This window comes from Paenibacillus thailandensis, assembly GCF_042685365.1.
GTDB classification, from domain to species: domain Bacteria; phylum Bacillota; class Bacilli; order Paenibacillales; family Paenibacillaceae; genus Paenibacillus_AP; species Paenibacillus_AP thailandensis.
This window is the reverse complement of sequence record NZ_JBHUMY010000007.1, coordinates 25,530-39,356: the sequence shown is the minus strand read 5'-3', so window position 1 is coordinate 39,356 and position 13,827 is coordinate 25,530. Positions and strand designations below refer to the sequence as shown.

Annotated in this window: 13 protein-coding genes; 12 read left to right on the top strand and 1 reads right to left on the bottom strand. The window is 53.3% G+C overall.

All coding sequences use genetic code 11. The features are described 5' to 3' along the window. The first annotated feature begins 28 nt into the window (after positions 1-28). Both ACFSW5_RS07965 and ACFSW5_RS07960 read left to right on the top strand, forming a co-directional pair. Positions 29-2,407, top strand: coding sequence for an ATP-binding protein (locus ACFSW5_RS07965; RefSeq protein WP_379271205.1), 2,379 nt, complete (start codon positions 29-31; stop codon positions 2,405-2,407). Beyond that, positions 2,404-3,054: a response regulator gene (locus tag ACFSW5_RS07960; RefSeq protein WP_379271203.1), complete on the top strand. Its 651-nt coding sequence runs from the start codon at positions 2,404-2,406 to the stop codon at positions 3,052-3,054. The genes ACFSW5_RS07965 and ACFSW5_RS07960 overlap by 4 nt, the downstream gene beginning before the upstream one ends. 391 nt (positions 3,055-3,445) lie before the next feature. Here ACFSW5_RS07960 and ACFSW5_RS07955 read toward each other — a convergent pair whose 3' ends face one another. Continuing rightward, complete coding sequence (locus ACFSW5_RS07955; RefSeq protein ID WP_379271201.1) at positions 3,446-5,395, bottom strand: ABC-F family ATP-binding cassette domain-containing protein; 1,950 nt, start codon at positions 5,393-5,395, stop codon at positions 3,446-3,448. A gap of 258 nt (positions 5,396-5,653) precedes the next feature. Between ACFSW5_RS07955 and ACFSW5_RS07950 the strand changes: the two genes are divergently transcribed. From ACFSW5_RS07950 to groL, 10 genes are all read left to right on the top strand, one after another. Continuing rightward, positions 5,654-6,271 carry a 5-formyltetrahydrofolate cyclo-ligase gene (locus ACFSW5_RS07950; RefSeq protein WP_379271199.1) on the top strand — a complete coding sequence of 206 codons (618 nt, stop codon included), beginning with the start codon at positions 5,654-5,656 and terminating at the stop codon, positions 6,269-6,271. Between the two features lie 16 nt (positions 6,272-6,287). Continuing rightward, on the top strand, positions 6,288-6,767 hold the full coding sequence (gene moaC / locus ACFSW5_RS07945) for a cyclic pyranopterin monophosphate synthase MoaC (RefSeq protein WP_379271197.1): 480 nt from the start codon (positions 6,288-6,290) through the stop codon (positions 6,765-6,767). 27 nt (positions 6,768-6,794) lie between these two features. Then, positions 6,795-7,289, top strand: coding sequence for a MogA/MoaB family molybdenum cofactor biosynthesis protein (locus tag ACFSW5_RS07940; RefSeq protein WP_379271195.1), 495 nt, complete (start codon positions 6,795-6,797; stop codon positions 7,287-7,289). Then, complete coding sequence (locus ACFSW5_RS07935) at positions 7,286-8,353, top strand: molybdopterin-binding protein (protein ID WP_379271192.1); 1,068 nt, start codon at positions 7,286-7,288, stop codon at positions 8,351-8,353. The genes ACFSW5_RS07940 and ACFSW5_RS07935 overlap by 4 nt, the downstream gene beginning before the upstream one ends. A 39-nt stretch (positions 8,354-8,392) precedes the next feature. Further along, positions 8,393-8,629, top strand: a complete 237-nt coding sequence (gene tatA / locus ACFSW5_RS07930; protein ID WP_379271190.1) for a twin-arginine translocase TatA/TatE family subunit — start codon at positions 8,393-8,395, stop codon at positions 8,627-8,629. A gap of 26 nt (positions 8,630-8,655) precedes the next feature. Beyond that, positions 8,656-9,426 (top strand): twin-arginine translocase subunit TatC, encoded by a 771-nt coding sequence (tatC, locus tag ACFSW5_RS07925; protein ID WP_379271187.1) that lies wholly within the window; start codon positions 8,656-8,658, stop codon positions 9,424-9,426. A 147-nt stretch (positions 9,427-9,573) separates the two neighbouring features. Continuing rightward, positions 9,574-10,740 carry a YhgE/Pip domain-containing protein gene (locus tag ACFSW5_RS07920; protein ID WP_379271184.1) on the top strand — a complete coding sequence of 389 codons (1,167 nt, stop codon included), beginning with the start codon at positions 9,574-9,576 and terminating at the stop codon, positions 10,738-10,740. A 93-nt stretch (positions 10,741-10,833) separates the two neighbouring features. Then, positions 10,834-11,427 (top strand): TetR/AcrR family transcriptional regulator, encoded by a 594-nt coding sequence (locus ACFSW5_RS07915; RefSeq protein ID WP_379271181.1) that lies wholly within the window; start codon positions 10,834-10,836, stop codon positions 11,425-11,427. A gap of 319 nt (positions 11,428-11,746) precedes the next feature. Next, the gene (gene groES, locus ACFSW5_RS07910; RefSeq protein WP_379271178.1) at positions 11,747-12,028 is read left to right on the top strand and encodes a co-chaperone GroES; all 282 of its coding nucleotides are present in this window, start codon (positions 11,747-11,749) and stop codon (positions 12,026-12,028) included. A 90-nt stretch (positions 12,029-12,118) separates the two neighbouring features. Then, complete coding sequence (groL, locus tag ACFSW5_RS07905; RefSeq protein WP_379271176.1) at positions 12,119-13,738, top strand: chaperonin GroEL; 1,620 nt, start codon at positions 12,119-12,121, stop codon at positions 13,736-13,738. Positions 13,739-13,827 lie beyond the last annotated feature (89 nt).

The window sequence follows — 13,827 nt, the reverse complement described above, 5'->3', positions numbered from 1 at the left end:
TGAGTAAGCAACTGGGGGAGAGGGCAGAGTGAAGACTATAGCAATTAAAACATCGGCAGCAATTCTCTCCCTTATTATTTTGATCTGGATTGTCATTTATTTGACCGTTGTGATCGTCAAAGTTCCGACGATAGGCGTAGATTTATACAAGGATCGGTCGGGCCATTACATAGTTGCGAATGTCGATCAGGGAAGCCGAGCGGATTTTTTGGGCATTCGCAATAACGACCTGATTTTAAAAGTTAACAACGAAGACGTAAACGAGTTCAAAAATGTCCGAAAGTACGCCTATATCGAAGGTGCCGACAGCGTATTCGTCAAGCACCAGGACGGCAGGGAGCAGCTGATCGATTTCAAATCCCATTGGAGCGGCAATCATTCGAATTGGGACTTGCTCATCCAATTGTACACGCCGGGGGCTTCGCTATTCGTTTTTAGTGCTTTCTCCGTATTTCTTTACGGAAAAAGGAAGAACGATAAGGCCGCTTTGCTTTTGATCGCTTTTTTCTTGTCCATCGGGCTTAGCTATTACAGTTCTTCGGCATCGATCAGGGCCGATAGGATCGGACTTTCGATCATTTACGTCGTGCTTCCGCTTATTCCATTGCTCTTCATGAGCTTTATGAATGTTTATTTGGCGAAGTACGGTACGACTTTCGTTAATAAAAGGCTGCTCAATGCCCTTTATTTCGTTGTATTTGTATTAGGCTCTGTCAGTCTGTTTTACATTTGGACGGATCGATTGCCTTTTCAAATCTACGAATACATGAAGATGACCCATAGCGGGATCATTTTATTGGGCAATGTGATTTGCGTCTACTTTTTGATACACAGGTACATCGAGCATCATCGGACAAAGCTGAATTCGCTGTTCAAAATAACGCTGACCGCCCATCTCGTGGCATTCACTCCTTTTACGTTCATGAATCTGCTGCCGCTCATGACGGGGAATCAGCAATTCGTACCGGCAGCGTTTACAGCATTGTTTCTGTTTGTGCTGCCTGTCGTTTATTTGTACTTGTTAACGTCAAATCAATTGTTTGACATCGATTTTATTTTGACGAGGTTCAAATATTATACGTCGCTGTCGCTAGTGCCGGCCGTGCTGATTACCATTTTTTCGCTTGCGCTAATGATTGAACAGCCGAAAAACTTTTGGATGAGGTCTTTTCAGCTTTTTGCAATCACTTACATCGGTATCACTTTGTTCTTATACGCCAAAGAGCTGATCGACCATCGCTTTCGTCCACGGATGTTCAAGGCGATGTACAGCTATCAGGACAGTCTGGACCGGTTTTCGCGCAAAATCGCGAGAATCATGAAAAAAACGGACTTGCAAATCGCATTGCGGCAAGAAATAAACGAGCTTCTTCCCGTCAATCATATCGAATTCGTACAGATTGACCAGACAGAAGGGATTGTCCATGCGTCAGGCAAAACGGCGGAGGAAGAGCGCACGATCGCTTTTTTGCTGCAGGTCGCCGATATTTTGGAAGTCGGCGAATTGGTTGATTTGCCTTACGGGATCGGTCTTGTCATCGGAAAGCAGCGCGCGGGCATCCATGTCGTGTGGATCGGGCCCAAAACGAATCATACGCGCTTCAACTCCGATGAGCTGCGCTGGCTCAAAACGATGGCGAATTACGCAAGCATCGTGTTCGAAAACCTGTATTTGATCGAGGGGTTAATCGACGATCTGAAATCGGAAGTGCAGAAGGAGCATACGACTTCGCCTTGGCTGCTCCGGCTGTTGTTCAACTTGTCCGAGAATGAACGCCGGAAGCTCGCGGCGGATCTTCATGACTCGGCTTTGCAGGACCAGCTGCTATGGTACCGGAAGCTCGAGAGCGTCATTATGGACCATCCGATTTCGGACAAGTTAAGCCGCGAACTGGAAGAAATAAAAGAAGGGCTGCTCGATGTCATTCATCAAATCCGGGAAACCTGCAACGAGCTGCGTCCTCCGCTTCTTAAAGAAATGGGCGTCGTGGAGGCGATCGAGAGCATCATCGAACATGCTCAGATGCGTAACAATTTTGCCGTTGATTTCAGGGCAAAGCCTTTCGTCGGCGAGCTGAGCGAAGAGCAGATCACGGTAATCTACCGGATCGTGCAAGAGCTTCTGCGCAACGCCGCCAAGCACGCGAATGCGAATCTCGTTACGCTTGAGCTGGATCAACGCAAAGGCTTCCTGTACTTGAACTACAAGGACGACGGCATCGGAATGGACGTCAACTCCATGGAGGCTTCGTTCGATCATATGGGTCTGTCCGGCATTAAGGAACGCGTTGCAAGCCTCGAGGGTGAAATTACATTCCGGTCGGAAAAAGGAAAAGGTTTGGAAATTACGATAGTGATGCCGGAAACGATGACGGCTGTAAGGTCAGAAAGGGGTTTGCGTGCGTGATTCGAATTTTGCTGGTGGACGATCATCCTTCCGTGGGAGAAGGCACTAAGACGATGATTGAGCAGGATCCGGATATGTGCGTAACGGTCGTTTTATCCGCTATGGAGGCGCTCGATGTTATACAGAAGGAAGCGTTCGACATTATATTATGCGATTTGAATATGCCGGGAATCAGCGGTTTAGAGCTCGCCAAGCGCCTCATTCAACAAGATTCCGACCGCAAGGTGCTCATTTATACGGGTTATGAGATCAGTACCCACTTTAATTTATTGGTTGAAAACGGCGTATGCGGATTTATATCCAAAACCGCGTCACGAGAGCAGCTTCATAACGCGATCCGAAGCGCCATGCGCGACGAGGCCGTTATTCCGATCACGCTGCTGAAGCAGCTGCGCCGCAATGAAGTGAAAATTACGCGCGGCGAAAAAATGATCGAAGAGGTATCGATCAATGAACGCGAGCAGCAAATCTTACAGGAAGTCGCCTCGGGCAACAGCAACAAGGATATCGCGTCCAAGCTGCATATGAGCCAGCGGACGGTGGAATATAATTTATCGCGAATATTCGAGAAATTGGCTGTCCGATCGCGTTCCGAAGCAATTGTGGAAGCGAAACGGCTCGGACTTATCCGAATGGAGCAGTTTTAGCGGCATTTCATAACTTTGGAAGTTACTGCATATTGATCATTAAGCAACAAGATCAATTTGCATTACTTATATAGGCGGCATCAGGGCGCAAGCGCTGGCGTTGCCTTTGCAACACACTTCGACATAGTTTCCCTCTCAATGCTTACGCACCTTTGGCGTAAGCATCTTTTTTTGTTTAATATCCCTCCCCCCACCACTACAAATGAGGGGACTCCAAGGGCATGCGCCCTCTGGACACCCCAAACAGCGTCCCTGCCTCGCGGCCGTCTTCGGCACTCATTGAATGCAAACCCCCGCATTGTCCTGACGGACAAAGCTTAACTTCGAGCTGAATTTATCATATAAAATAAGAAAAAACCGGACTGCGCGGGGCAGTCCGGTTTTGGACGGTTTAACTCAAGAGCTGCTCCCATTGGTCGTAGACGTTTTGCAGCTCCGCTTTTTTTTGTTCGATTTCGTTTTGGATTTCGGCAACGCGAACGTAGTCGTTAAATACGTCCGGGTCGGCCAGCCGATTTTCCAACTCGGCGATATGCTGCTCAAGCTCGCTAATTTGCTTTTCCAATTGCTCCACTCTCCGCTGGCGGTTGCGTTCTTCGCGTTTGGCCTGCTTTTCGGCTTCGTATGAAGAAGCAGGAGCCGGCTCTGCGGCTTGCTTAGCGGCGCCGGAGGCGGACTTGGCGAGGCTTTCCTGATACGCTTCGTCAAGATCCCTTTTTTTCTCCAGCATATCGTCGTAATTGCCCAGGAAATGCTCCGTGCCGTTTGGAGACAGCTCGATGATGCGCTCGGCCATTTTGTTCAAGAAATAACGGTCGTGCGAAATAAAGAGCAAGGTGCCTTCGTAATCGATAAGCGCCGATTCGAGCACTTCCTTGCTGAACAAATCCAGATGGTTGGTCGGTTCGTCCAAAATAAGGACATTCGCCTGCTTCAGCATCAGCTTGGCCAGCGACACTCTCGCTTTTTCGCCGCCGCTGAGCGAGGAGATCTTCTTCTGCACATCGTCGCCGCTGAACAGGAAGTTCCCCAGCACCGTGCGGATGCGGACCTCCTCCAGATGCGGGTAATGCGACCATACTTCCTCAAGCACGGTATTTGCCGGGTTCAGCCCGGTATGCTCCTGGTCGTAATACCCAAGCTTGACGTTGGAGCCCCAATACAGTTGCCCTTCGGACGGCTGAAGCTCGCCGACAAGCACTTTGAGAAGGGTCGATTTGCCGATCCCGTTAGGCCCGATCAGCGCGACGGTTTCGCCGCGTTGCAGCGAAAAGCTGACGTTTCGGAACAGCCGTTTGCCCGCTGTCGCCCCGTCGCCGCTTGAGAAAACGACGCCAAGCGACTTGGCTTCCAGAACGTCTTTTCCGGTCTGGCGCTCGATCTCGAAGGAGAAGCTCGCTTTCTTCAGCTCTCCGGCCGGCTTCTCCAGCCGCTCCATCTTCTCGAGTGCCTTTCGCCGGCTTTGCGCCCGTTTGGTCGTGGAAGCGCGGACCAGATTTCGTCGAACGAAATCTTCCATCCGGGCGATTTCGTCCTGCTGTTTCTCGTATTGCTTCATAAGAGATTCGTATTCGGCCGCTTTCAGCTCGATATAACGGCTGTAATTGCCCGTATAGCGCTTGGCTGCGTGCCGTTCGATTTCAACGATCGTTTGAACCGTCGCGTCAAGGAAATAACGGTCGTGGGAAACGACGACAATCGCGCCCGGATAGCTGCGCAAATAGTTTTCGAGCCAGGTCAACGTATCGATGTCCAAATAGTTGGTCGGCTCGTCCAGCATGAGCAAATCCGGCGCTTGCAGCAAGATGCGGGCTAGCGCCAGCCTTGTTTTTTGGCCGCCGCTAAGGTTGACGATCGGCGTATCGGGTTCGAAGTCGCCGAACCCCATCCCGTGCAGCACGCTGTTGATTTTCGTATTGATTTCAAATCCGCCTTGTTCCCGGAACCAGTCGGACTTGCGGGCATAACGCTCGAGAACTTCGCTGTAGCGCTTTTCGTTCTCATGCAGGGCGGGATCGGCGATTTGCCGCTCCAGTTCGCGCAATTCCTGCTCCGCCTGAATCAAATGGTCAAACACGGCGCGCATTTCCTCGATGATCGTTTTATTCGACTGAAGGCCGCTGTTTTGGGCCAAGTAACCCAGCTTTAGGTCTTTTGATTTATGAATGGCGCCGGAATCGGCGGACAGCTCTCCGGCGATAATTTTCAACAAGGTGGATTTGCCGGCGCCGTTCACGCCGACGATGCCGATCCTTTCGCGTTCCAGCACTTGCATGGAAATATTGGAGAGTATGACATCGATTCCGTAGCTTTTGGTAATATTCGATACTTGGAGCAGCATGACAAAACGTACCTCCGACAAATAATTGCAACGATGCGGTTGCTCATGACTAGTGTACCATAAACTCGCGTTGCCATTGGCGAAAGTTGCATAACAATGGTAAACTACTATTATTACGGGAAATTGGCGGAAAGCGGTTCATTCCGCGCTTTTACCCCAATTCTAATCGGCGATAAAACCTGCCCCTAAACGCGGTCGTTCATCTTCGAAAGGCCGCGATAGAGGTTTTTCTCATACTAATGACGAGCGGGTGATGGCTTGGATAGCGCGTTGACTAAAAACGAGCTTCGTCAGCGGATGGCCAAGCTGAGGTCCGAGCTTGCCCCCGCCGAGCATTCGGCCAAATCCGCTGCTGCGTGCGGGCATGCCGCCGAATGGTTGCGGAGCAGGCAAGCCTCTTGCGTCATGCTTTATATGCCGTTCCGGTCGGAGCTCGATACGAAGCCGTTAATCGAATGGTGCCTGAAGGAAGGCGTCGTAGTGATTCTTCCGCGCGTTCATCCGTCCGACCGGTCGATGGCGCTGTACCGCCTTGACGGCTGGGAAGGCTTGGCGCCGGGGGCATACGGCATTATGGAGCCCGACCCGGAGCGGTGCGTGCCGTTTGACGCGCATGACCGGATCGACGTCGTATTCGCGCCGGGGCTTGCTTTTGACAAGAAAGGCGGCAGGCTTGGATACGGAGGGGGTTATTACGACCGCTTCGCCGCAAACGGTTCCGGTTATTCGGTCCCGCCTCCGCGAAAGGCATGCTGGCTGGGCGTCGCCTACGAGCTGCAGCTGGTGGAAGATTTGCCGATGCAGGAGCATGACAAGCGGATGGACGGCATCGTGACGGAGAACGGAATCATGTTTTTTAATCAACAAGCATTATGACGGGGGGAGGCAAACCGTGGAGCTGACTCATTTTAACGAACAAGGCAGGGCGCGGATGGTTGACGTAAGCGACAAGGAAACGACCGCTCGCGTAGCGGTGGCTCGGACCGCCGTCAAGATGCAGCCCGAGACGCTGAGCCGGATCAAGGAAGGGCGGATATCCAAAGGCGATGTGCTTGCCGTAGCCCAGATTGCGGGGGTGATGGCCGCCAAAAAAACGTCCGATTGGATACCGATGTGCCATCCGCTCTCTTTGACGGGAATCGATATTCGCTTCTCCGACAACGGCGAAGACGAGTTATATATTGAAGGAACCGTAAAAACGACCGGCAAAACCGGCGTCGAAATGGAGGCGCTGACAGCGGTGTCCGCGGCGGCGTTGACGGTATACGATATGTGCAAGGCGATTCAAAAGGATATGGTAATCGGCCCGACGCAGCTTGTATCCAAAACCGGCGGAAAAAGCGGCGATTACCGCATATCCGCAAATCCATGACCGGAGCGGGAACGGGAGGAGAGGGAAATGCATTGGAAAGTGGCGATATTGACGGCAAGCGACAAGGCTTCCCGGGGAGAGCGGGAAGACACGAGCGCCCAAGTCATTCGTGAGCTTGTCGAGGAAGAGCTTGGGGGAGAAGTGGTCGACTATCGGGTTGTGCCAGACGAACAGGATGAAATTACGGCGGCGATGATCGAAATGATCGAATATTACCGCGTCGATCTGCTGCTCACGACCGGAGGCACCGGATTATCGCCGCGGGACGTAACGCCCGAAGCGACGATGAAGGTCATCGACCGGGCCGTTCCGGGCTTGTCCGAAGCGATGCGGGTCGGCGCGATGCAGAAGACGCGCAGGGCGATGCTGTCCCGCGGCATATGCGGTACGCGCGGCGGCTGTCTCATTCTCAACTTGCCCGGCAGCCCGAAGGGCGTTCACGAAAGCTTGATGGCGGTTATGGATCAGCTCCCGCACGCATTGGAAATTTTAACGGGTCGGACAGGGGATCATGACGTATGACGACAATTCGGGAAAGCGGTCATGGGAGCGGAGACCGGGAAGCCGCGGCGGGCAAAGGAGGCGGGACCGTCCTGCGCGAAGTGCCCGTGCGCGAGGCGGTCGGGCTTCGGCTGGCTCATGACTTGACGCAAATTATACCGGGGCAGTTTAAAGGCCGCTTGTTTCAAAAAGGCCATCTCATCCGGGAAGAAGACATCCCCCGGTTGCTCGATATCGGCAAAGAGCACATCTATATTATGCAGCTTGGCGGCAACGAGCTGCATGAGGACGACGCCGCCGTCCGGATGGCGCGCGCCATATACGGCGATGGCATACGGCTGACCGAGCCGCACGAAGGCAAAGTAAGCTTAAAGGCGAGCGGGCTCGGCTTGTCGCAAGTGGATCCCGGTTTCGTCCGCAGCGTCAATGCGCTTGGCGAGATCGCGCTTGCGACCGTCAAGTCGGACGTCGCGGTTGAAGCGGGAAGATCGGTGGCGGCAACGCGGGTGATTCCGCTAACCGTAAGCAAAAGCAAAATCGAGGCCGTAGAGCGGCTGGCGGAGCAGTATCGGACCGCTAACGGCGGGGCGGCTCCGATTCGGGTGCTTCCTTTCCGCACGATGAGAATCGGGCTGCTCACGACGGGCGGAGAGGTGTACAGCGGCCGCATTCAAGACAAGTTCGGCCCGGCCGTACGAAGCAAAGTGGAGGCGTTAGGCTCCGGCATTGCGGAGCAGCGGTTCGTGCCGGACAACCGTCAAGCCATCGTCGATGAAATTCTCGATTTGGCGAATAAAGGTTATGATATGATACTGGTAACCGGAGGCATGTCGGTCGATCCGGATGACCGGACGCCGGGAGCGATCAAAGCGGCGGGAGCCGACATCGTCAGCTACGGAACGCCGATGCTGCCCGGATCGATGCTTCTTGTCGGCTACCTGCGCGGCATCCCGATTATGGGGCTTCCGGGCTGCGTCATGCACGATCCGTACACTTCGTTTGACGTCATTCTGCCGCGGCTCCTGGCCGGACAACCCGTAACGCGGGAACACATCGTGGACATGGGATACGGCGGATTGCAGTAAAACCATTATGAATCTCACCTTTTGAGGGAGGAATATGTAATGCCGAACATAGGAGTGACCGGTTTTATTCTGCTCGTAATCGTGGCTTTGCTGTTGTTTGGACCAAGCAAGCTGCCGGAGCTTGGACGCGCTTTCGGGAGGACGTTAAGGGAGTTTAAGGCGGGAGCCAAAGATTTGATGGATGACGGCGACAACGGTTCCAACGCAACGAAGAAAAGAGTGGACGTTACCGAAACGGCAGCCGGCGAAGCCGACAACAGAAGGCTTCCCGACTAGCGTTTGGCGGAAGGAGTATGGCTGTTATGCCCGAGCGTAAAGAGAATGCTGAAGGTCAAGATAGGCTGATGTCCTTGGTAGAGCATCTCGGCGAGCTCCGGAAGCGGATCATATACGTGCTCATCGTGCTGGTGGCCGGCTTAATCGGAGGGTTGTTCGCCGCCGATCCGGCTTACGAATATTTGACGAGCCGCGAGCCGGCAAGCGGCTTGGCGCTGCACGCCTTCTCGTTATGGGACGGCATCGGCATTTATATGAAATTCGCCGTCGTTCTCGCCTTGATTCCGGCGATTCCGTTCGCCGCCTACCAGCTTTGGGCATTCGTGAAGCCGGGGCTGAGGGAAAACGAGCAGCGGGCTACGGTGAAATATATCCCGTTGGCGTTGCTTTTGTTTTTGACCGGGCTGGCTTTTTCGTATTTCGTCGTGTTTCCGCTGGCGTTTAATTTCACGAGACATGTGACGGCGCAGCTTAATCTTGAGGAGACGTACGGGATGACGCAATACTTCTCGTTTATGTTTAATATCGTCATTCCGATCTCGCTTCTGTTCGAGCTTCCGCTCGTCGTTATGTTTCTGACGGCGATTCGCATCCTGAATCCGGCGCGGCTGCGGAAGATGCGCCGCCTCGCTTATTTCGTGTTAATCTTCATCGGAACGCTGGTTACGCCCCCGGATTTTATTTCCGACATTCTGGTGGCCGTCCCGCTCATCGCCCTGTATGAGGCGAGCGTCTACATGGCCGGTCTCGTCTACCGCAAGCAAGTGGAAGCCGACCGGAAATGGGAAGAAGAATAGCTACTTAAAAGTCGATCCCTCGCCGGATTGGCTTTTTTTGTTTTGGGATGAACAGGGATTGTTGACAATTGGGGATACGTAAAGTAAATTAAACATACGTTTAAAATAGATGTTTAAATATAGAGAAGAAATAGGAGTGGTTGAGAAATGATGCAGGCGTTACGATTGTTTTTAAATCGGCCTACGACGAAGGTGGGCATTGTGACGGCGTTTATGTTTCAAATTATATTTGCCGTCATATGGATGACGGCGTACGACGGGGTAACGGACCGGACGTCGCAGCTGCGCATCGCCATCGTAAACGAGGACGGGCAGTTAGGGAAGCAGCTGAGCGGCAAGCTGGCCGAGGAGCTGCCTTTCGAGACGGTCGTCGTAACCGATCTGGGGGAGGCGCAAGCGGGTTTAAACAACCGGGACTACCAAATGGTCATGCATATCCCCGCCGATTTTACGCAAAAGGCCGCTTCGGCTGACGCGACGGGGTCGATTGAATATTGGATTAACGAGTCCAACCCGGCGCTTATTAAAAGCATTATGAGCGGAGCGGCGGCTCAGATTACGGGAGAGATTAACAGCCAGGCGGTTGCTTCGGGCGTTCAAGCCGCGCTGAGCGGCGCGCAAATGCCGGCGGAGCAAGCCGCGGCTGCCGCCGCTTCGTTGTCCGAGCGGGTAACGGCCGATATCCGGTCCGTAAACCCCGTTCAAGGGATGAACAATCAAATGGTGCCGATGATGATGGTGCTCGCTTCTTTCGTAGGAGCGATGATCATGGGCATGAACTTTCAGCAGTCCACGATGGCTGTGCAAGCCCAGGCGGGCAAATGGAACACCGTCTTGGTTAAAGCGGTCTTAAACGCGGTGTCGGCCGTTCTCGTTGCTCTTGTCGGCACGTCTTTGGTCGCGCTTTTGGGCGGGCAATTCGAGCAGGGCTTTCTGCACATGTGGCTGTTCCAGTCGTTGTTCCTGCTTACCTTTATGTTCGTCTCTCAAATGTTTCTTTCATTGTTCGGCTTGGCCGGCATGCTGTTTAACATTATGCTGCTGTCGGTCCAGCTCGTCAGCTCGGGCGCCATCGTTCCGCGCGAGCTGCTGTCGGATTTTTATACCGGATTGGGCCGTCTTTTGCCCGCGACTTACGCGGTTGACGGAAACATGAACATTTTGTTCGGCGGAGGCCCGATTACCGGCGACTGCGCTGCGCTGCTGCTCATCATGGCAACGGCCATGGCCGTCACGGCGGTTGCCGTCGCTTTCAAAAAACAAGGGGCAAAAGCGGCCCTGCCCGCCCAAATTCCGGCCAGCGAAGCCCGCTAACGGCCGGAAGAGAAACGTAACGTTTATTGAAAGAGTCCGTTTTTTCGATTATTGCAATAATGCAGCCGGTCAGTACGCAGCAGGAGGGAACCGATGTCTTCCGTAGACGGCGACGTGAAAATGCGCATACTTCTGGCAGCGCGCAAGCTGTTTGCCAAACAAGGCTTCGACCGGACGACGGTCAGGCAAATATGCGAGGAGGCGAACGCGAATATCGCGCTTGTTTCCTATTATTTCGGCGGCAAAGAAAACATGTTCGAAGCGATGCTCGACGTTTTTTTTCCAAACAACGACATTAGCGGCTTGGACCCCGATATGGACCCGGTCGAAGGCGTCAAGCTCATAATCCGGGAAGTAAGCCGTTTCCGCAGGCAGCAGTCGGAGCTCGTTGCGATTATTCAGCAGGAAATTTTGCTGGAAACGAAACGAATCGATAAAATTCGGCAGTACGCCGCTCCGCTTTGGATTCAACTGCGGGAATGGCTTCGCGCCGGGCGGGAACGGGGCCAGTTTCGGTTTCGTTCCTTGGACGCGACCTTTTCGTTTATCGTAGGATCGCTTATTATCGTGCAGGAAAGAACCTATTGGCGATCGATGATGGAAGAAGCGGTCCCGTCGGAAGAAAGCTACATCGAAGATGCCACGAACCATATCTTGCGGGCTCTCGGCGCCGCGGAGGCGGAGTAAGCCATGCACGGCACAAGGCCGAGCCGCACATTCCCGTTAGCATCCGTTTAAAGGGCGCATGACGGGGGATAAATAAACGGAAACCGCCTTTCGTAAGCGATGCGCGGTTTCTTTTTTTGGGGATCGGCGGCAGGGAAAGCGGCAACCGGTTTCGAATTCAATAGAGTAGACCGGCACCCTTGTAAATTTCCTGCAAAGCCCAAACTGGGGACTTGAAATTGGATGCAAAAAAAAGTATTATAAAAATGGCTGTTAGCACTACACGCTTACGAGTGCTAATAAAACATAACGAAACATTTTTAAAAGGAGGCTATTTTCAATGATCAAACCTTTGGGTGAACGCGTATTGATCGAACCGATCGCGAAAGAAGAAACGACCGCCAGCGGCATCGTGCTGCCTGACACGGCTAAAGAAAAGCCGCAAGAAGGCAAAGTGGTGGCTGTCGGCAGCGGCGCCGTTAAAGATGGCGTTCGCGTCGCGCTTGAAGTGAAAGAAGGAGATCGCGTATTGTTCTCCAAATATGCGGGCACGGAAATCAAATACGAAGGCAAAGAGTATTTGATTATGAAGGAAAGCGACATTCAAGCGATCTTGGGATAAGCCGCCCCTTGTACACATAACAGGGCAAGACCGGAAAGTGTAAGCATTAGCTTATGATTAACGACGACAATTTTAAGGAGGTTACAAGCAATGGCAAAGGAAATTAAGTTTAGCGAAGACGCGCGCCGTTCGATGCTGCGCGGGGTTGACGCTCTTGCAAATGCGGTTAAAGTAACGCTCGGACCTAAAGGACGCAACGTGGTGCTGGAGAAAAAATTCGGCAGCCCGCTGATCACGAACGACGGCGTATCGATCGCGAAAGAAATCGAGCTGGAAGACGCGTTCGAAAATATGGGCGCTCAACTGGTTAAAGAAGTAGCGACCAAAACGAACGACGTTGCCGGCGACGGCACGACGACGGCTACCGTTCTGGCTCAAGCGATGATCCGCGAAGGTCTGAAAAACGTAACGGCCGGCGCTAACCCAATGGTTATCCGCAAAGGTATCGACAAAGCCGTTAAAGCGGCTGTCGAAGAGCTGAAAAACATTTCCAAGCCGATCGAAGGCAAGCAATCGATCGCCCAAGTCGCTTCGATCTCCGCTGCGGACGAAGAAGTCGGCCAGCTGATCGCGGAAGCGATGGAGAAAGTCGGCAACGACGGCGTTATTACGGTCGAAGAATCGAAAGGCTTCCTGACGGAGCTTGAAGTGGTTGAAGGCATGCAATTCGACCGCGGCTACATCTCCCCGTACATGATTACGGATACGGACAAAATGGAAGCCGTTCTGGAAAATCCGCTGATCCTGATCACGGACAAGAAGATCTCGAACATTCAAGAAATTCTTCCGGTTCTCGAGAAAGTGGTTCAATCCGGCAAGCAGCTTCTGATCATCGCGGAAGACATCGAAGGCGAAGCGCAAGCGACGCTGATCATGAACCGTCTGCGCGGCACGTTCACTTCCGTCGGCGTTAAAGCTCCGGGCTTCGGCGACCGCCGCAAAGCGATGCTGCAAGACATCGCGGCTCTGACCGGCGCACAAGTGATCACGGAAGAGCTTGGCCTTGACCTGAAATCGACGACGCTTGACCAACTCGGTTCCGCTCGCCAAGTTCGCGTAACGAAAGAAAACACGATTATCGTGGACGGCAGCGGCGACAAAACCGACATTCAAGCTCGCGTAAACCAAATTCGCGCCCAACTGGAAGAAACGACTTCCGACTTCGACCGCGAGAAGCTGCAAGAGCGTCTGGCTAAACTGGCCGGCGGCGTAGCGGTTATCAAAGTCGGCGCAGCTACGGAAACGGAACTGAAAGAGCGCAAGCTCCGCATCGAAGACGCCTTGAACTCCACTCGCGCAGCGGTGGAAGAAGGTATCGTATCCGGCGGCGGCACGGCACTCGTGAACGTATACAACGCGGTTGCCGCAGTTACGGCTTCCGGCGACGAATTGACTGGCGTAAATATCGTGCTTCGCGCGCTCGAAGAGCCGGTTCGCACGATCGCAGCGAACGCCGGCCAAGAAGGTTCGGTTATCGTTGAACGTCTGAAAAACGAAAAAATCGGCATCGGCTACAACGCCGCTACCGGCGAATGGGTGAACATGTTCGAAGCGGGCATCGTCGACCCTGCGAAAGTAACCCGTTCCGCGCTGCAAAACGCAGCTTCCGTTGCGGCTATGTTCCTGACGACCGAAGCGGTCGTTGCCGACAAGCCGGAACCGGCTAAACCGGCTGCTCCTGACATGGGCGGCATGGGCGGCATGATGTAATCCCTCGCCATACACGAAGAGGCTCTCCAGATTTGGAGAGCTTCTTTTTTATGCCGGTCAACCAGCCGTGCAGTCCTGACGAAAAAACA

Coding starts and splice junctions, on each gene's coding strand:
- groL (WP_379271176.1), top strand. CDS start 12,119: ATGGCAAAGGAAATTAAGTTTAGCGAAGACGCGCGCCGTTCGATGCTG.
- ACFSW5_RS07940 (WP_379271195.1), top strand. CDS start 6,795: ATGCATTGGAAAGTGGCGATATTGACGGCAAGCGACAAGGCTTCCCGG.
- ACFSW5_RS07915 (WP_379271181.1), top strand. CDS start 10,834: ATGTCTTCCGTAGACGGCGACGTGAAAATGCGCATACTTCTGGCAGCG.
- groES (WP_379271178.1), top strand. CDS start 11,747: ATGATCAAACCTTTGGGTGAACGCGTATTGATCGAACCGATCGCGAAA.
- tatC (WP_379271187.1), top strand. CDS start 8,656: ATGCCCGAGCGTAAAGAGAATGCTGAAGGTCAAGATAGGCTGATGTCC.
- ACFSW5_RS07955 (WP_379271201.1), bottom strand. CDS start 5,395: ATGCTGCTCCAAGTATCGAATATTACCAAAAGCTACGGAATCGATGTC.
- ACFSW5_RS07920 (WP_379271184.1), top strand. CDS start 9,574: ATGATGCAGGCGTTACGATTGTTTTTAAATCGGCCTACGACGAAGGTG.
- ACFSW5_RS07935 (WP_379271192.1), top strand. CDS start 7,286: ATGACGACAATTCGGGAAAGCGGTCATGGGAGCGGAGACCGGGAAGCC.
- tatA (WP_379271190.1), top strand. CDS start 8,393: ATGCCGAACATAGGAGTGACCGGTTTTATTCTGCTCGTAATCGTGGCT.